Here is a 16,851-nt window from a genome sequence, read left to right as displayed (position 1 = left end):
CGGCTGGCATCTTAGGTTTGTGACACGAGCCCAAAAAAAATCGCCCCGGGTTGCGGGGCGATTCTTCTTTTTGGCGTTTCCGCGTACGGACTCAGGCGCCCTGGTATTCAGCCTTGGGGCCGAGCGTGGCCGCGACTTCCTTGCGGTAGCGGTTGAGCTCCTGCACGGTCTTGAAGCTGCGGTTCATCAGCAGGCTCAGGTTGTGCAGGATGCGCTCGCCCACCTTGGTTTCCCAGACGGCGTCGAATTTGATCTGCTTGTCGAGCCAGTGCTCGAGCCAGTCGGGGTCGGGCATGCGGCTCTGGATGGTGTCGTTGGGGAACAGCGACTTGTTCACGTGCAGGTTGGTCGGGTGCAGGGCCTGGGCCGTGCGGCGGGCGCTGGCCATCAGGACGCCGACCTTGGTGAACGCGGCACGCGCCTCGTCGCCGAACTTTTCCATCGCACGCTTCATGTAGCGCAGGTAGGCGCCGCCGTGGCGGGCTTCGTCCTGGCTCAGCGTGGTGTAGATGTGCTTGATGACCGGCTCGGTGTGCCACTGGGCGGCGCGGCGGTACCAGTGGTTGAGGCGGATCTCGCCGCAGAAATGCAGCATGAGGGTTTCCAGCGGCGGGGCCGGGTCGAAGTCGAAGCGCACCTCGTGCAGCTCGGCCTCGGTGGGCGCGTGCTTGGGGCTGAAGCGCTTCAGGTACTCCATGAGCACCAGCGAGTGCTTCTGCTCCTCGAAGAACCAGATCGACATGAAAGCGGAAAAATCGCTATCGTGGCGGTTGTCGCGCAGGAACATCTCGGTGGCCGGCAACGCCGCCCACTCCGTGATGGCATTCATCTTGATGGTCTGCGCCTGCTCTTCCGACAGCAAGGAAGCGTCGAACGACTGCCAGGGAATGTCCTTGTCCATGTCCCAGCGGACGGATTCGAGTTGTCTGAAGAGTTCCGGATAGAGCATCAATGTCTTTCTTTGGCCGCCGATTTTAGTCGGCCCGTTTGGCGCGACCATGACAGACGCGCGATGATGCGAATACGTGCGCCGTGGCGACACGGATGCACACCCCCTTTTCGAACACTGGAGTCCGCCATGCGAACCCTCTCCCGACTGTCGACCTTGTGGCGCTGTGCCCCGGCGGTTTCCCTCGTGGCGAGCCTGTTTTCCGCCCTTCCGGCCAGTGCCCAGAGCACCCCCGCGGCGCCCGCTGCGGCAGAGGCTTCCGGGTGCCCCGTGATCCTCCAGCACACCTTCCCGCGGCTGCAGGATGAAAAACCCCAGTCTTTGTGCCAGTACTCCGGCAAGGTGGTGCTGGTGGTCAATACGGCCAGCTTCTGCGGTTTCACGCCGCAATACAAGGGGCTGGAGTCGCTGGACCTGAAATACCGCTCGCGCGGGCTCGTGGTGCTGGGCTTCCCGTCGAACGATTTCGCCCAGGAATCGGGCTCGAACAAGGAAATTGCCGACTTCTGCGAAAGCACCTTCGGCGTGAAATTCCCGATGTTCGCCAAGACCTCGGTGCGCGGCTCCGACGCGAACCCGCTGTTCAAGCAACTCGCCCAGGCCTCGGGCACCACGCCCAAGTGGAACTTCTACAAGTACCTGATCGGGCGAGACGGCAAGGTCGTGCAGGCGTGGTCGAGCATGACGGCGCCCGATGAAAACGGGTTCGTGAACGTCATCGAGAAGCAGCTCGGACCAAATTGAGACTGGGCAGTTCACAAAAAGACGGATCGGTAATATTATTTACCGATGCGTCCAAGCCATCGTGAACCCAGAGAAACAAACGTTTACTACTCCGGCGGGAACCGTGCCGCGGGCGCCGCGCTCCTAACTTGCGTGGGCAGTGAGTGCCCACCGGTTTTCATGTTGCGAGGTCTTCCGGGCGCCTGCCGTCCGGTCGAAATCCCGAGGCGATTCTTCTCCTCCTCCCTCCCTCCCTCCTTCGCGTCGGGGCGCCTCGCAGCATTTTTGTCTTCCAGCCGGCCGGGAGGCGTGCAGTGACGCACACCGCCCGCATCGCCGTCATCGGCGCCGGCATCTCCGGGCTGGCCGCCGCGCACGCGCTGCGCGACGTGGCCGCCGTCACCCTCTTCGAAGCCGGCGACTACTTCGGTGGCCATGCCCATACGGCAACGATCGAACTCCCGCGCTCCGCCGCCGACCCCACCCGCGTGGCGCACGGCGTGGACACCGGCTTCCTGGTCTACAACGACCGCACCTACCCGAATCTGATCCGCCTTTTCGCCGAGCTCGGCGTCGAGACGGCGCTGTCCGAGATGTCGTTCTCGGTGCAGGCCACGCGCGACGACGGCGGCGCGCTCGAGTGGAGCGGCAACAACCTGGGCACCGTGTTCGCGCAGCGGCGCAACCTGTTCGACGGCCGCTTCCTGGGCATGCTCGGCGACCTGATCCGCTTCAACCGCCTGACCACGCGCATCGCCCAGGCCGGCACCGAAGGCGAACTGGCCCAGCCGCTGGGCGAATTCCTCGACACGCATCGCTTCGGCGCGGCCTTTCGCGACTGGTACTTCCTGCCCATGATGGGCTGCATCTGGAGCTGCTCGACCACGCAGATGCTGGCGTTCCCGGTCGCGACCATGATCCGCTTCTGCCACAACCACGGCCTGATCCAGATCGCCAACCGGCCGCAATGGCGCACGGTGAGCGGCGGCTCGCGGAACTACGTCGAGAAGATCGTCGCCGGCCTGGCCGCCGGACACGCCAACCTGCGCCTGAACACCCCCGTGCGCCGCATCGGCCGCTCGGGCGTCGACGTGCACGTGACCACCGATGCCGGCACCGAGCATTTCGACCACGTGGTGCTGGCCACCCATTCCGACCAGTCGCTCGCCATGCTCGGCGACGCCAGCCCGGCCGAGGCCGCCGTGCTGGGCGCGATCCGCTACCAGGCGAACCATGCCGTGCTCCACACCGACGCCGCCGTGCTGCCGCAGCGCCCATCGGCCTGGGCCGCATGGAACTACGAGCGCGCGCCCGCCGGCGAGCGCGAGGCCGGGCGCGTCTGCCTGCACTACCTGCTCAACAAGCTGCAGCCGCTGCCGTGGGCGCAACCGGTCGTCGTGTCGTTGAATCCGGTGCGCGAGATCCAGCGTAGTCAGGTCATGGCCGAATACGACTACGACCACCCGGTGCTCGACCTTGCCGCCATCCGCGCGCAAGGCGAGGTGCCGCTGCTGCAAGGCCGCAACAACACCTGGTTCGCGGGCGCGTGGATGGGCTACGGCTTCCACGAGGACGGCCTGAAGGCCGGGCTGGCCGCGGCCAAGGGCCTGCGCGCGCGCCTGGCGGGCCAGGACGCCCCGCTCGGCGCCATGGGGAGCGCGCTGGTATGACCCCGGCGCAGCCGATGCCGACCCCGCTGATGGGCTTTGGCGAGGTGCGCCACACGCGCCTGCGCCCGGCGCGCAACGCCTTCGTCTACCCGACCTACTTCCTGATGCTGCCGATGCGCGCGCTGCGGGCCCGCGGCAGCGACGCGGTGGCGCTCAACCGCCGCGCCGCGCTGTCCTTCCACGATGTCGACCACGGCGACGGCCGCGCGAGCGAACGAGGCGGCGCGCTGGCCTGGCTCGACGAGCTGCTGGCGGCCCACCGGATCCACGACGCCACCGGCGAGGCCTGGCTGCACTGCTATCCGCGCGTGTTCGGCTACACCTTCAAGCCGGTGAGCTTCTGGTACTGCCACACACCCGAAGGCGTGCTGCGCGCCATCGTGGTCGAGGTGAACAACACCTTCGGCGAACGCCACTGCTACCTGCTCGATCGCCCCGTGTACGGCGCCGAGCTCAAGGCAACCAAGGCCTTTCACGTCTCGCCGTTCTGCGAAGTCGCCGGCGGCTATCGCTTCCGCTTCTTCGTCGACGCCGACCTCACGCGCACCGTGGTGCGCATCGACCACGACGACGCCGAGGGCCCGCTGCTGCAGACCAGCGTGAGCGGCGAACTCGTGCCGATGAGCGCGGCCAGCGTGCGGCGCGCCCTGTGGCGCTACCCCGCCATGACCTTCGGGCTGATCGCGCGCATCCACTGGCAGGCCGCCCGGCTCTGGCTCAAGCGCGTGCCCTTCGTCGCCAAGCCGGCGCCGCCCACCCATTTCGTTTCACGCGACAACCAGCAGCAGGCGAATCCATGACTTCTACGACCACGGCCTCCCGCTTTTCGCTCCCGCAGGACGCACCCGGCGCCGCGCGCACCGTGCTCGGCCTGCTGCAGCGGCTGGCCTACGGGTCGCTCACCGTGCGCCTGCCCGACGACTCGGTGCGCCACTTCGGCGCCACGCCGGGCAGCGGCCCGACGGCCTCGCTCACGCTGCGCAACTGGAACGCCTGCAAGGCCGCGCTCAAGTCGGGCGACATCGGCTTCGCCGAGAGCTACATCGCCGGCGACTGGACCACGCCCAACCTCACCGAGCTGCTGAAGGTGTTCATCGCCAACCGCCGCGCCATCGAGGACGTGGTGTACGGCAGCTGGTTCGGCCGCCTGCTGTACCGCGTGCGGCACGTGATGAACCGCAACAGCAAGGCCGGCAGCTCGCGCAACATCCACGCGCACTACGACCTGGGCAATGCCTTCTACAAGCTCTGGCTCGACGAGACGATGAACTATTCGTCGGCCTGGTTCGAGGGCGACCTGTCCAGGCCGATGCCCGAGGCGCAGCGTGCCAAGGTGCGCCGCGCGCTCGAGCTGGCGGGCGTGCAGCCCGGCGACCGCGTGCTGGAGATCGGCTGCGGCTGGGGCGCGCTGGCCGAGATGGCCGCCACCGACTTCGGCGCCTCGGTGACCGGCGTGACGCTGTCGACCGAGCAGCTCGCCTTCGCCCGGCAACGCACCGCCGGCATGGGCACCGACCTGCGCCTGCAGGACTACCGCGACATTGCCGACGCGCCCTTCGACGCCATCTGCTCCATCGAAATGGTGGAGGCCGTGGGCCGCGAATACTGGCCGACCTACTTCCAGAGCGTGAGCCGGCTGCTCAAGCCGGGCGGGCGCGCCTGCGTGCAGAGCATCGTGATCGACGACCAGCTGTTCGACCGCTACATCGACTCGACCGACTTCATCCAGCAGTACATCTTCCCGGGCGGCTGCCTGCCGTGCCCGCGTGAGTTCCGCCGCGAGGCCGAGGCCGCGGGGCTTGAGGTGGTGGACGAGTTCGCCTTCGGCACCGACTACGCGGAGACGCTGCGCCGCTGGCGCGAGAGCTTCCTGGCGCAGCGCGGCCACATCCTGCAGCAGGGCTTCGACGAGCGCTTCATGCGCATCTGGGAGTTCTACCTGGCCTACTGCGAGGCGGCGTTCTCGCAGGCCAACATCGACGTGGTGCAGTACACGCTGCGCAAGCGCTAGAAACGCGCGGTCTTCCGTGCCTTCCGTGCCGTCTTCCCCCTCCGCGTCCTCCGCCCCGCCCACGCCTTCCGCGCCTTCCTTCGGAACCCTCGACGGCCTGCGCTACGGGCTGCTCGGCCTGCCGCTCGCGTTCGTCGCGTTGCCGCTGTACGTGCTGCTGCCCAACCACTACGCGCGCGCCTTCGGCGTGCCGCTGGCCACGCTGGGCGCGGTGCTGCTCGGCGCGCGGCTGCTCGATGCGCTGACCGACCCGCTGCTCGGGCGGCTCAGCGACCGGCTGCATGCGCGCTCGCCGCGGGCGGTGCTGGGCGCCGGTGCCGTGGCGGCAGGCTTGCTGCTGCTCGGGTTCGCCTTGCTGTTCTTTCCGCAGCTGCTGGTCGACCCTGTGCACCACGGCGCGCTGCTGGCGGCGGCGGCCGTGCTGCTGGCGCTGACCTACGCGGGCTACAGCATGCTGAGCATCGCGCACCAGTCATGGGGCGCCATGCTCGGCGGCGACGCGCTGCAGCGCGGGCGCATCGTCGGCTGGCGCGAAGGCATGGGGCTGGTGGGCGTGGTGCTGGCCTCGGTCATTCCGACGGTGGCGGGGCTGCCCGCGATGGTCGCGGTGTTCGGCGTGCTGCTGGTCGTCGGATGGCTGCTGTGGACGCGCGCGCCGCGCCCGGCGCGCGACGACAAGGCCCTCCATGTGCCGGTCGACCTGCGCCTGCCGCTGCGCCGCCCCGCGTTCCGCCGGCTGCTGGCGGTGTTCGTGCTCAACGGCATCGCGAGCGCGGTGCCGGCCACGCTGGTGCTGTTCTTCGTGCAAGACCGGCTGCAGGCGCCGGCCTCGCTGGAGCCGGCCTTCCTCGGGCTCTACTTCGTGATGGCGGCGGTGTCGATTCCGGCCTGGCTGCGGCTCGTGCGGCGCTTCGGGCTGGCGCGGTGCTGGCTGGGCGGCATGTGCATGTCGGTGGCGGTGTTCGCCTGGGCCGGCGCCATGGGCGCGGGCGACGCGGTGCCGTTTCTCATCGTTTGCGCGCTCTCCGGTTTTGCCATCGGCTCCGACCTGGTGCTGCCGGGCGCCCTGCTGGCCGGCCTCATCGCCGAGGCCGGCGACCAGCCGCACGCCGGCGCCTACTTCGGCTGGTGGAACTTCGCGACCAAGCTCAACCTCGCGCTGGCCGCAGGCCTGGCGCTGCCGCTGCTCGGGCTGGCGGGCTACGCGCCCGGCGCGCGCGACGGCACCGCGCTGCAGGCGCTCTCGCTGGCCTACTGCCTGCTGCCCTGCGTGCTCAAGGTGGCGGCGGGGCTGGCGCTGTGGGCGCTGGTGATCCGGCCCGCGGCTGCCGCTGCGTCGGCTGCTGCCGCGCCGTTGCCGATTCCGAAAGTCTCTCCTTGAAACCACTCAATCCGCCGCTGACCGACTGGCACGGCAAGACGGCGTGGATCGTCGGCGCCTCCTCCGGCATCGGCCGCGCCACGGCGCTGGCGCTGCTGGCACGCGGCGCGCGGGTGGCGGTGTCGGCGCGCAACGGCGAGGCGCTCGAGGAACTGGCGGCGCCGTACAACGAGGCCGGCCAGCCGCCGCGCGTGATCGTGCTGCCGCTGGACGTGCGCGACGCCGCGGCGGTGGCCGCCGCGCACGCACGGTTGCTCGCGGCCACGGGCACGGTCGACTTCGTGCTGCACAACGCCGCCACCTACGACGCGCTGCGCGCGGACGCCTTCGCGCTCGAGACGATGCTGGCGCACCAGCAGGTCAACTACGTCGGCGCGCTCAACGTGCTGGCGATGGTGCTGCCCGGTTTCGTGGCGCGCGGCGCGGGGCACATCGCCATCACGGGCAGCGTGGCCGGCTTCCGCGGGCTGCCCAAGAGCCTGGCCTACGGGCCGACCAAGGCGGCGCTGACCAACCTGGCGGAGGTGCTGTACATCGACCTGCACGCGCGCGGCATCGGCGTGAGCCTGGTGCAGCCGGGCTTCGTCGACACGGCGCTCACGGCGAAGAACGATTTCAAAATGCCGGCGCTGATCACACCCGACAAGGCGGCCGAGGCGATGCTCGAAGGCTGGCGCCGGGGCGATTTCGAGATCCACTTTCCGCGCCGCTTCACCTTCTGGATGAAGCTGATGCGGCTGCTGCCCTACCGGCTGTACTTTCCGGCGGTAGCGCGGTTCACGGGGCTTTGAGCCGAGCCCTGAAATGAAAAAAGCGCCTTGCGGCGCTTTTTTCATGGCTTCACGGTTTCACGGCTTCGTATCGATGAAGCTGGGCCGAAGCATCAGCTTGTCGTACAGCTTCGCCAGGTTGCTGTGGTCGCCGCGCCAGTCGATTTCGGGGAAGCGCAGGTTCAGCCAGCCGAGCGTGCAACCCACCGCGATGTCCGACAGGCTCAGGTGGATGCCGCTGCAGAAGGGCTTGTCGGCCAGGCCCTTGGCCATGGCGGCAACGCCGTCTTCCACCTTGGCGCGCTGGCGCTCGATCCAGGCGGCGCTGCGCTCGCCGTCGTTGCGGCCGGTCCAGGTGGCTTCCAGGCGCCAGAGCACGCCGGCGTCCATGACGCCGTCGGCCAGCGCTTCCCAGGTCTTGACCTCGGCGCGCTCGCGGCCCTGTTGCGGAATCAGCTTGCCGACGGGCGACAGGGTGTCGAGGTACTCGACGATCACGCGCGAGTCGAACATCGCCTCGCCGCCTTCCATGATCAGGCAAGGCACTTTTCCGAGCGGGTTCGAGCTCGAGATCGTGGTGTCGGCAGACCAGACGTCTTCGATCACGAACTGGTAATCGAGCCGCTTTTCGGCCAGCACCACGCGCACCTTGCGCACATACGGGCTGGCGGCGGATCCGATCAGTTTCATGAAGGCTCTCTCCCTAAGCAATGGCTACGTTTGTTAATAGTCATTTTAGGTGAACGGGAAAACCGGAGCCCCAAAACAGTACCCAATGTGTCGGTACCGCCCCACGGACCGCCGGCCGCCTAAAATTGAGGCATGAGCTTTTCCACCGTTTCCGCCCTCTCCCCCCTTGACGGCCGCTATGCGGCCAAACTCGCGGCGCTTCGCCCGCTGATGAGCGAGCAGGGCTATATGCACCGGCGCGTGCAAGTCGAGGTGGCGTGGTTCATTGCGCTGTCCGACTGCGGCTTCGCCGAATTCAAGCCCCTCACGGGCGGCGCCCGCAAGTACCTGATGGGCCTCGTCTCCCACTTCTCCGAGGCCGACGCCCTGGCCATCAAGGAGATCGAGAAGACCACCAACCACGACGTGAAGGCCGTCGAGTACTGGATCAAGTCCAAGTTCGAAGCCCGGCCCGAGCTGCTGGCCGCCGCCGAGTTCGTGCACTTCGCCTGCACCAGCGAAGACATCAACAACACCAGCCACGCCCTGCAGATCCAGGCCGCGCGCGAAAAGGTGATGCTGCCGGCCATCGACGGGCTGATCGCCAAGCTGCGCGAAATGGCGCACCAGTTCGCCAACGTGTCGATGCTCTCGCGCACGCACGGCCAGACCGCCAGCCCGACCACGGTGGGCAAGGAAATCGCCAACGTGGCGGTGCGCCTGTCGAAGGCCCGCGCGCAGATCGCGTCGGTGCAGTTGCTTGGCAAGATGAACGGCGCGGTCGGCAACTACAACGCCCACCTGGCCGCCTGGCCCGACTTCGACTGGGAAGCCTTCAGCAAGAAGGTCATCGAGACGCCCGCGCCGCTGGGCCTGGGCCTGAGCTTCCAGCCGTACAGCATCCAGATCGAGCCGCACGACTACATGGCCGAACTGTTCGACGCGGTGGCCCGCGCCAACACGATCCTGGTCGACTTCTCGCGCGACATCTGGGGCTACGTGAGCCTGGGCTACTTCAAGCAGCGCCTGAAGAAGGGCGAGATCGGCTCCTCGACGATGCCGCACAAGGTCAACCCGATCGACTTCGAGAACGCCGAAGGCAACCTGGGCCTGGCCAACGCGGTGCTGCGCCACCTGAGCGAGAAGCTGCCCATCAGCCGCTGGCAGCGCGACCTGACCGACAGCACGGTGCTGCGCAACATCGGCGTGGCCTTCGGCTACGCCGCGCTGGCCTATGCGAGCCTGGCCACCGGCCTGGGCAAGCTGGAACTCAACGAGGAAGCGCTGGCCGAAGACCTCAACGCCTCGTGGGAAGTGCTGGCCGAGCCGATCCAGACCGTGATGCGCCGTTTCGGCGTGCAGGGCGCCTACGAACAGCTCAAGGAAGTGACGCGCGGCAAGACCGTGACGGCCGAGGCGCTGCATGGGCTGATCCGCTCGCTGGAGATTCCGGACGAGGAAAAAGCCCGCCTCCTGGCCATGACGCCGGCCAGCTACGTGGGCAAGGCCGCGGAACTCGCCAGTAGAATTTAAGGCTTCGTGTACCGATACACCAGCCGCCTGAGGGCGGCTGTTTCACGTCGGCCGCACACCTTTCCAGCCAACGCCCGCGCGAGCGCCAGCCAGCAACACGCCCCAGGGACTCGCCGTCCCTTAGTTGGTCATGCGCGCGCCTTCGAGACGCTTCTGGCTCAGGATTCACCGCTGGACCGGCCTCACGCTCGGCCCGGTCCTCGCCCTCACGGCACTGCTTGGCGCGGTGCTGGTGGTGGCGTTGCCGCTCGACCGCTACACGCACGAAGACCTCTTCGTCGCCCGTTCCGCGGGTAACGGCGCCGCGGGTGACGGCGCCGCGGCCACACGGCCCGCACCGCTGCTGGAGCCGCTGCGCCAGCGGCTGGCCGCAGAGTTCGGCCCCGACGCCAATTTCACGCTGCGCCCGCCGCGCCAGGCCTCCGACACGCTCTGGGTGCTGGTGCGGGGCAAGTGGGAGGGCACGCTGTACCTCGACCCCGCCACCGGCGCGGAGCAGGGCCGGCGCGGCACGCACGAGGGCGCCTACAACCTGCTCTTCGAGCTGCACAGCAGCCTGCTGCTGGACGGCACGGGCAAGGGCATCCTGGCCTTCGTGGCGCTGGCCTACCTGTTCCTGCTGGTCACGGGCGTGGTGCTGTGGTGGCCGGCGCGCTGGCCGCCGTCGCTGCGCATCGTGCTCGACCGCGGCCTGCTGCGCGGGCTGTTCGACCTGCACCGCACGGGTGGCGCGGTGCTCGGGCTGCTGATTGCGGTGCCGGTGGCCACGGGCGCCTACATGGCGTGGCGGCCGCTGGGCAATTTCATCTCCGGCGTGGCCGGGCAGCAGCCGGTGAAGCCACCAGTCATCGCCAAGGGCGCCGCCACCGGCCCGCGCCTGCCGCTGGACGACCTCGTGGCCCGCGCGCAGCAAGCCTACCCGGGCCAGCCCATCGGCTACATCCAGGTGCCCGGCAAGGCCGGCCGGCCGATGCGCGTGCGCTTCCGGCTCGCCGACGACCCGCACCCGAACGGCATCGGCTCGGTGTGGCTCAACCCGGTGACCGGCGAGGTGCTCGCCGCGCGCAAGTGGCAGGACCTCGACACCGGCAACGGCGTGGTGGCGGTGATCTATCCACTGCACACCGGCGTGCTGGGCGGCCTGCTGCACCAGGCACTCACCGTGGTGCTGGGGCTGGCGCTGGGCGGGCTGGGCCTGAGCGGCGTGTGGCTCTGGTGGCGCCGGCGCGCCGAGCGGCGGCGCGCGCAGACACGACAACACATTCGCTCGACAACATAAAAGAGGGTTTCCTTGATCTCGCACAAACACCGACACCGACACCGGCGCACGGCCTTGGCCCTGGCGCTGCTTCCCCTGAGCCTGCAGGGCTTCGCCGCCGAGGCGCAGCCCGCGGCCGACCCATCGAAATCGCTCGAGGCCATCACCGTCACCGGCGACTGGCTCGGCAGCCCCAGCGAAACCAAGGTGCTCGAGCACGCCGGCGCGCGGACCATCATCGAGCGCAAGCAGATCCAGGAAAGCGGCTCGTCCAGCGTGCGCGACGTGCTGCGCCAGGTGCCCGGCGTGCAGGTGCAGGAGAGCAACGGCACCGGCGGCAGCGACATCTCGCTGAACGTGGGCGTGCGGGGCCTGACCTCACGCCTGTCGCCGCGCTCGACCATCCTGCTGGACGGCGTGCCGCTGGCGTACGCGCCCTACGGCCAGCCGCAGCTGTCGCTGGCGCCGCTGTCGCTGGGCAACCTCGAGGCGGTCGACGTGGTACGCGGCGCGGGCTCGGTGCGCTACGGCCCCCAGAACGTGGGCGGCATCATCAACTTCGTGTCGCGCGCGATCCCCAGGCAATTTACGGCCGAAGCCAGCGTGGGCGTCGAAAGCGCCAGCCATGGCGGCGGCCTCAAGACCACGCCCAACCTGTTCATCGGCGGCACCAGCGAGAACGGGCTGGGCCTCGCGCTGCTGTACTCGGGCACGCACGGCGACGGCTTCCGGCAGAGCAACGACCACACCAGCATCGACGACCTGATGCTCAAGGGCGCCTACCGCATCTCGAAGACCGACGACGTCGCGATCACGCTGCATCACTTCGAGGGCAAGGGCACCATGCCCGGCGGCCTGACGACGGCGCAGTTCGCGGCCAACCCGTTCCAGTCGGACCGCCCCTTCGACGAGTTCACGGGCCGCCGCACCGACGGCTCGCTCAAGTACACGCACAACGACGGCGTGAACAAGTTCGAGATGCTGAGCTACTACACGGACTCGTACCGCAGCAGCTACCTCGAGCAGGAAGGCACCGGCACCAGCGCCGGCAAGCGCCGCCTGACCACCGCGCCGCGCAACTACAAGACCTTTGCCGTGGAGCCCCGCTACTCGCGCCTGTTCGATTCGGGCAGCGTGGTGCAGGAAGTCAGCGTGGGCCTGCGCTACCTCCGGGAAGAAGCCTCCGAGGTGGCGGCGCGCACCGGCTACTACACGCCGTCGCCTGCCGAGAACGCCTACACCCGCCCCCAGGCCCCGTACCAGACCAGCAAGGGCGGCACGGTGGCGCACGCCGTCTACATCGACGACCGGATCGACTTCGGCAACTGGACGGTCACGCCCGGCGTGCGCTACGAATCCTTCCGCTCGCACAACGACGTGTTCACCGTGGCGAACAACCGCATCACCAATGCGATCTACCCGAAGATCGACTCCAACGAGGTGCTGCCGACGCTGTCGGTGCTCTACCGCATGAGCGAGCGCTGGTCGCTGTTCGCGAATGCCGGCGTGTCGTTCGGCCCGCAGCAGTACGCCCAGCTCGCGCAGTCCACCACCAGCCTGCACCCCGAGAAGGCGAAGACCTACGAGATCGGCACGCACTACAAGGGCGAGGCCTGGAGCGGCGAGCTGACGCTGTTCAACATCAACTTCGACAAGGAGCTGCAGCTGGCGCGCTCCATCACCGGCGACGTGGGCCAGTGGACCGACCTGGGCGCCACGCGCCACCGCGGGCTGGAGTCGGCGCTGCGCTACGACCTGGCCGACCTGAGTCCGTCGCTCAAGGGCCTGTCGGTCTCCGGAACCTACACGTACACGCAGGCCATCTCGAAGGCCGGCGCCTTCGCCGGGCGCGACCTGCCGTTCTACTCGCGCCAGGTGGCCACGCTGGGCGCGCGCTACGAGCGCGGCCCGTGGACCTTCAATGCCGACGTGTACGCGCAGTCGAAGCAGCGCTCGCCGGGTTCGCCGGACGACGGCGCGACGTACGTGACGATCGAAGACTCGACCGGTCGCCTGGGCAACGTGCCGGGCTACGCGACGATGAACCTGCGCGCGGCGTACGACTTCGGCAAGAGCATGAGCAACCTGAAGGTGGCCGTGGGCGTGAAGAACCTGTTCGACCGCCGCTACTTCAACCGCTCGGTGGACAACAACGGCGGCAAGTACGTGGGCCAGCCGCGCACGGTGTACCTGCAGGCGTCGGTGGCGTTCTGACCCCAGAGGGCTCGCGAATGGGCGCGAGTGGGCATCGGGCCTAAACTCGCGCACCCATGGCCCTCAAATCCACCATCTTCAAGGCCACCCTCGCGGTGGCCGACATCGACCACGGCTACTACGCCGACCATGCGCTGACCTTGGCGCGCCACCCCAGCGAGACCGACGAACGGATGATGATCCGGCTCGTGGCGCTCGCGCTCAATGCACACCAGCTGCAGGACGTCTGCCAGGGCGACGGCACGCTGGCCTTCGGCGCGGGCCTGTCCAACGTGGACGAGCCCGACGTCTGGCTGCGCGACTTCACGGGCGAAGTGAAGATCTGGATCGAAGTCGGCCAACCCGAAGACAAGCCCATCATCAAGGCCTGCGGCAAGGCGGACGAGGTGATCGTCTACTGCTTCAACCACGCGGCCGAGATCTGGTGGCGCGGCATCGAGAACAAGCTCACGCGGCCGCAGAACCTCAAGGTCTACCGCGTGCCGACCAACGCCTCGCAGGCGCTGGCCGCGCTCGCGCAGCGCAGCATGCAGCTGCAGGCGACGATCCAGGAAAACACGTTGACGCTGGGCGACGGCACGAACAGCATCGACGTCGAGCTGCTGCGCTGGAAGTAAGCCCGGGCCGTCAGGCGGCCGGCATCATTTCGCCGCACTGCCAGCACTGCTCGAAGCCGCCTTCGACCTGCTCGCCGCACACGCACAGCCAGTTGCGCTGCGGGCGGTGCTGCAACTCGTGCAGCAACTGCTTGGCCAGCTCGTACTGGCTCTCGTCGTCGATCCAGATCTCGGGCAGGCACTGGTCGGGCGGCAGCTGGCCCATGACCGCGCCGAGGAACTCGCGCTGCACCGTGGCGGCCACGCCCTCCTCGCGAAGCGCGTGCGCCCACACGGTCGCGATGGCGAGGTTGGGCGCTTGCGCGAGGCGGCGCATGGTCAGGGTGCCCCGTTCTTTTCGTCGTCGGGGTCGAACTCGGGCTCGGCAGCTGGCGCCGGCGCATCTTCTTCCCGGGCCTCGCGGGCCCGTTCGGCATAGCGGTTGAAGCGCCAGGCCGTGTCTTCCATCGTGATGCGGCGCCACGTGACGCGCTTTTCGACCGGCGTCATGGCGGGCCACAACTGCACCTCGTCGAAGCTGCGGCCGCAGCCCTTGCATTCGTCGTCGCCCTGGCTGGTGGAACAGATCGCGATGCACGGCGTGTCTGGCGTGCTCTCGTACCAGGCCATCCAGGCGGCCCACGCCTTGGGGGGAAAGCCGACCTCGTCGACCTCGTCCTCGTGGTGGAAGACCATGAGCGCGTAGACCTCGGCCAGCGCGCGCAATTCGGGGCCGAGCGTGACGCCGTCAGGCGAAGGCGTCTTCTCGCGCCAGTGGTTGATGGCGGCCTCGATGTCGGTGATGTGTATGGCGGCCATGGAACGTGAAAAAACAGCGGACGGCGATCATAGTCCGGCAATGTCCCGAAGCGCCGAAGGGACAAGATTGCTATTAAAACAAGAGCGTCACACGCACTGTTCATCAGCGTTTCCAGAGCGTTCTCTTCAAGACCCTGAAAACTTTAGATTGCGCCTGCGCGGGCTTCGATGCTCTAATTCCGCCCACGAAGGGGAGTAGCTCCCGACCGCTGTCCACGGCAGCGCGAATCGTCAGGTCGTCAATACGAAGCAAAACACTTCCGGCCTGTCGGACAACGCATGCGCACCTGCGCGGGCGCTGTCGAGCGAGACCTTCGATTTGAACCTGTGCAGGTTTGGTCGAAGCGTTCGCGAGTCCCCGGTGTCATCCCGGCCTTCATTCCTCGCTTTCGACCCTCCCGCATGGGATGAATCGAAACGCATCGGTATGCGCCTTCCGTCGTCACCCCTGAATGGGCGAGGCAGGGGCGCGAAGACAAAGAGGAATCTATGGAACTGTTCATGACCCCGGAGTTCTGGGTCGCTGTCGGTCAGATCATCATGATCGACATCCTGCTCGGTGGCGACAACGCCGTCGTCATCGCACTGGCCTGCCGCAAGCTGCCGCCCGCACAACGCACCAAGGGCATTCTTTGGGGCACCGCCGGCGCCATCATCCTGCGCGTCATCCTGATCTTCTTCGCGCTCACGCTGCTGGCCATTCCGTTCCTGAAGCTGGTCGGCGCCATCCTGCTGGTGTGGATCGGCGTGAAGCTGCTGGCCCCCGAGCATGACGACGCGCACGGCAACATCACCGGCAGCGACAAGCTGTGGGGCGCCGTCAAGACCGTGATCATTGCCGACCTCGTGATGAGCGTGGACAACGTCATCGCCATTGCCGGCGCTGCGCAAGGCGCAGGCGAAGGCCACCAGATGCCGCTCGTGATCTTCGGCCTGCTCGTGAGCATCCCGATCATCGTGTGGGGCAGCCAGCTGGTGATCAAGCTGATGGACAAGTTCCCGATGATCATCACGCTGGGCGGCATGCTGCTCGGCTGGATCGCCGGCACGATGGCCGTGTCCGACCCGGCACTGGCCAACGCCGCTGCCTGGACCTGGGTGCCCAAGGTGCCGCAGACCGACGTGATCAAGTACGGCGCCGGTATCGCCGGTGCACTGCTGGTGCTGGCCCTGGGCAAGTGGGTGGCCGCACGCAACGCCCGCAACAAGCCCGAAACGGCGGTGACGACCGGCTGAGCCGGCGTCGCACCCTGGAAACTTCCTGCCCCGCGCAGTCTCTGTCACTCTAACTATCCGAAGGAGCACACCATGGAAAAGATCATTCTTTACGTCGACGACGCCGTGTACGCCAGCGAGCAGTTCGCCGAACTTGCGCCAGACGCGAACAGCGTGGTGGCGCGCCATTGGGTGCTCGTGTGCTGTGCGCCTCGCATGACGCATCGCATCAGCAAGTGGGTGAGCCACAGCGCGCGCGAGAACTGGCGCGCCAAGTGGTTCAGCAAGGTGCAGGCGCAGATGCTGCCGCTGCTGGAACGCAACGGCGGCGAGGTTACCCCGGTGCTGGCCAAGGGCCCGCTCGCCGAACTCACGGCGCAGCTCAAGCGCGAGCACGCCGCAGCGCACGTGGTCGATGCGCGCCGCCCGAAGATCGGTGTCGACCTCGAACCCGTCACGCCCGACCAGAAGCCCGCCCACCAGTCGGGCTGGGCCTTTCCCGGTGCCGTGATGGGCATGGGCGCGCTGCTGGTCATGGCGAACGAGCTGGCGGAGTGATGTTGTGCTGCGCGTGAGCGCAGCGACCCGCCTGAGACAGGAAACCCCGTCTCGACGAGCCCCGGCGTGGCAACACGCCGGGGCTCGTTGTTTTGGGAGCCCTGCGGTATCCTGAGCCGCATGCGCATCATCCTCAAATGGCTGCTCAGCGCCGTCGCGCTGCTGGCGGTGGCCTATCTCTACAGCGGCGTCCAGGTCAACAGCTTCGGCTCCGCGCTGATCGCGGCCGCGGTCATCGGCCTGCTCAACATGATCGTGCGGCCGGTGCTGGTGGTGCTGACGCTGCCCGTCACCATCGTCACGCTCGGGCTGTTCCTGTTCGTGATCAACGCACTGCTGTTCTGGGCCGCGTCGGGCCTGCTCGGCGGCTTCCACGTCAACGGCTTCATGGCCGCGCTGCTCGGCTCGCTGCTGTACTCGCTGCTGGGACTGGTGATCGAGTCCGCGCTGGGCGGACTGCTGTCCAAGCGCTGAGCGCGCGCCCG

The 16,851-nt window shown here is 67.9% G+C and carries 17 protein-coding genes; 13 read left to right on the top strand and 4 right to left on the bottom strand.

Translation table 11 applies throughout. From position 1 onward, the window contains the following. Positions 1-91: 91 nt before the first annotated feature. Entirely contained in the window at positions 92-949 is an 858-nt protein-coding gene (locus tag BM013_RS18120; protein ID WP_093129020.1) for a ferritin family protein, read from the bottom strand. A gap of 129 nt (positions 950-1,078) precedes the next feature. Between BM013_RS18120 and BM013_RS18115 the strand changes: the two genes are divergently transcribed. The 6 genes from BM013_RS18115 (at position 1,079) to BM013_RS18090 (ending at position 7,525) form a co-directional block, all read left to right on the top strand. Then, on the top strand, positions 1,079-1,693 hold the full coding sequence (locus BM013_RS18115; RefSeq protein ID WP_093129019.1) for a glutathione peroxidase: 615 nt from the start codon (positions 1,079-1,081) through the stop codon (positions 1,691-1,693). A 293-nt stretch (positions 1,694-1,986) separates the two neighbouring features. Then, on the top strand, positions 1,987-3,342 hold the full coding sequence (locus BM013_RS18110; protein ID WP_093129018.1) for an NAD(P)/FAD-dependent oxidoreductase: 1,356 nt from the start codon (positions 1,987-1,989) through the stop codon (positions 3,340-3,342). Between the two features lie 14 nt (positions 3,343-3,356). Then, a complete protein-coding gene (locus BM013_RS18105) occupies positions 3,357-4,142 on the top strand; it encodes a DUF1365 domain-containing protein (protein ID WP_177225504.1) in 786 nt (261 codons plus the stop codon). Beyond that, positions 4,139-5,353 carry an SAM-dependent methyltransferase gene (locus BM013_RS18100; protein ID WP_093129016.1) on the top strand — a complete coding sequence of 405 codons (1,215 nt, stop codon included), beginning with the start codon at positions 4,139-4,141 and terminating at the stop codon, positions 5,351-5,353. Before BM013_RS18105 ends, BM013_RS18100 begins: the two co-directional genes overlap by 4 nt. A gap of 16 nt (positions 5,354-5,369) precedes the next feature. Then, on the top strand, positions 5,370-6,734 hold the full coding sequence (locus BM013_RS18095; RefSeq protein WP_371280324.1) for an MFS transporter: 1,365 nt from the start codon (positions 5,370-5,372) through the stop codon (positions 6,732-6,734). Next, positions 6,731-7,525, top strand: coding sequence for an SDR family NAD(P)-dependent oxidoreductase (locus BM013_RS18090; RefSeq protein ID WP_093129014.1), 795 nt, complete (start codon positions 6,731-6,733; stop codon positions 7,523-7,525). Before BM013_RS18095 ends, BM013_RS18090 begins: the two co-directional genes overlap by 4 nt. A 57-nt stretch (positions 7,526-7,582) precedes the next feature. Here BM013_RS18090 and BM013_RS18085 read toward each other — a convergent pair whose 3' ends face one another. Beyond that, entirely contained in the window at positions 7,583-8,194 is a 612-nt protein-coding gene (locus BM013_RS18085; protein WP_093129013.1) for a glutathione S-transferase N-terminal domain-containing protein, read from the bottom strand. 132 nt (positions 8,195-8,326) lie between these two features. Between BM013_RS18085 and purB the strand changes: the two genes are divergently transcribed. From purB to BM013_RS18065, 4 genes are all read left to right on the top strand, one after another. After that, a complete protein-coding gene (purB, locus tag BM013_RS18080) occupies positions 8,327-9,706 on the top strand; it encodes an adenylosuccinate lyase (protein WP_093129012.1) in 1,380 nt (459 codons plus the stop codon). Positions 9,707-9,836: 130 nt separating this feature from the next. After that, positions 9,837-10,985, top strand: a complete 1,149-nt coding sequence (locus tag BM013_RS18075; protein WP_093129011.1) for a PepSY-associated TM helix domain-containing protein — start codon at positions 9,837-9,839, stop codon at positions 10,983-10,985. A 12-nt stretch (positions 10,986-10,997) separates the two neighbouring features. Then, a complete protein-coding gene (locus BM013_RS18070; protein WP_218153664.1) occupies positions 10,998-13,178 on the top strand; it encodes a TonB-dependent receptor family protein in 2,181 nt (726 codons plus the stop codon). A gap of 56 nt (positions 13,179-13,234) precedes the next feature. After that, positions 13,235-13,795 (top strand): YaeQ family protein, encoded by a 561-nt coding sequence (locus BM013_RS18065; protein ID WP_093129010.1) that lies wholly within the window; start codon positions 13,235-13,237, stop codon positions 13,793-13,795. A gap of 10 nt (positions 13,796-13,805) precedes the next feature. Here BM013_RS18065 and BM013_RS18060 read toward each other — a convergent pair whose 3' ends face one another. Continuing rightward, complete coding sequence (locus tag BM013_RS18060) at positions 13,806-14,111, bottom strand: putative signal transducing protein (protein WP_093129009.1); 306 nt, start codon at positions 14,109-14,111, stop codon at positions 13,806-13,808. A 2-nt stretch (positions 14,112-14,113) separates the two neighbouring features. Continuing rightward, positions 14,114-14,593 (bottom strand): DUF3717 domain-containing protein, encoded by a 480-nt coding sequence (locus BM013_RS18055; RefSeq protein WP_093129008.1) that lies wholly within the window; start codon positions 14,591-14,593, stop codon positions 14,114-14,116. Between the two features lie 489 nt (positions 14,594-15,082). On the opposite strand from BM013_RS18055, the gene BM013_RS18050 reads away from it, so the two are divergent. The 3 genes from BM013_RS18050 (at position 15,083) to BM013_RS18040 (ending at position 16,840) form a co-directional block, all read left to right on the top strand. Continuing rightward, positions 15,083-15,829 (top strand): TerC family protein, encoded by a 747-nt coding sequence (locus BM013_RS18050; protein ID WP_093129007.1) that lies wholly within the window; start codon positions 15,083-15,085, stop codon positions 15,827-15,829. A 72-nt stretch (positions 15,830-15,901) separates the two neighbouring features. Continuing rightward, the gene (locus BM013_RS18045) at positions 15,902-16,366 is read left to right on the top strand and encodes a hypothetical protein (protein ID WP_093129006.1); all 465 of its coding nucleotides are present in this window, start codon (positions 15,902-15,904) and stop codon (positions 16,364-16,366) included. 120 nt (positions 16,367-16,486) lie between these two features. Further along, positions 16,487-16,840, top strand: coding sequence for a phage holin family protein (locus tag BM013_RS18040; RefSeq protein ID WP_093129005.1), 354 nt, complete (start codon positions 16,487-16,489; stop codon positions 16,838-16,840). Positions 16,841-16,851: the final 11 nt, after the last annotated feature.

It is taken from the genome of Variovorax sp. OK605, assembly GCF_900115445.1.
In the GTDB taxonomy this organism is placed as follows: domain Bacteria; phylum Pseudomonadota; class Gammaproteobacteria; order Burkholderiales; family Burkholderiaceae_C; genus Variovorax.
The sequence above is the reverse complement of the archived record's forward strand: the minus strand, read 5'-3'. Positions and strand labels throughout refer to the sequence as shown.

What these genes read in the sequence shown, in the direction of transcription:
- BM013_RS18120 (WP_093129020.1), bottom strand. Translation starts at nt 949, where the DNA reads ATGCTCTATCCGGAACTCTTCAGACAACTCGAATCCGTCCGCTGGGAC.
- BM013_RS18115 (WP_093129019.1), top strand. Translation starts at nt 1,079, where the DNA reads ATGCGAACCCTCTCCCGACTGTCGACCTTGTGGCGCTGTGCCCCGGCG.
- BM013_RS18105 (WP_177225504.1), top strand. Translation starts at nt 3,357, where the DNA reads ATGCCGACCCCGCTGATGGGCTTTGGCGAGGTGCGCCACACGCGCCTG.
- BM013_RS18100 (WP_093129016.1), top strand. Translation starts at nt 4,139, where the DNA reads ATGACTTCTACGACCACGGCCTCCCGCTTTTCGCTCCCGCAGGACGCA.
- BM013_RS18085 (WP_093129013.1), bottom strand. Translation starts at nt 8,194, where the DNA reads ATGAAACTGATCGGATCCGCCGCCAGCCCGTATGTGCGCAAGGTGCGC.
- purB (WP_093129012.1), top strand. Translation starts at nt 8,327, where the DNA reads ATGAGCTTTTCCACCGTTTCCGCCCTCTCCCCCCTTGACGGCCGCTAT.
- BM013_RS18075 (WP_093129011.1), top strand. Translation starts at nt 9,837, where the DNA reads ATGCGCGCGCCTTCGAGACGCTTCTGGCTCAGGATTCACCGCTGGACC.
- BM013_RS18065 (WP_093129010.1), top strand. Translation starts at nt 13,235, where the DNA reads ATGGCCCTCAAATCCACCATCTTCAAGGCCACCCTCGCGGTGGCCGAC.
- BM013_RS18060 (WP_093129009.1), bottom strand. Translation starts at nt 14,111, where the DNA reads ATGCGCCGCCTCGCGCAAGCGCCCAACCTCGCCATCGCGACCGTGTGG.
- BM013_RS18055 (WP_093129008.1), bottom strand. Translation starts at nt 14,593, where the DNA reads ATGGCCGCCATACACATCACCGACATCGAGGCCGCCATCAACCACTGG.
- BM013_RS18050 (WP_093129007.1), top strand. Translation starts at nt 15,083, where the DNA reads ATGGAACTGTTCATGACCCCGGAGTTCTGGGTCGCTGTCGGTCAGATC.
- BM013_RS18045 (WP_093129006.1), top strand. Translation starts at nt 15,902, where the DNA reads ATGGAAAAGATCATTCTTTACGTCGACGACGCCGTGTACGCCAGCGAG.
- BM013_RS18040 (WP_093129005.1), top strand. Translation starts at nt 16,487, where the DNA reads ATGCGCATCATCCTCAAATGGCTGCTCAGCGCCGTCGCGCTGCTGGCG.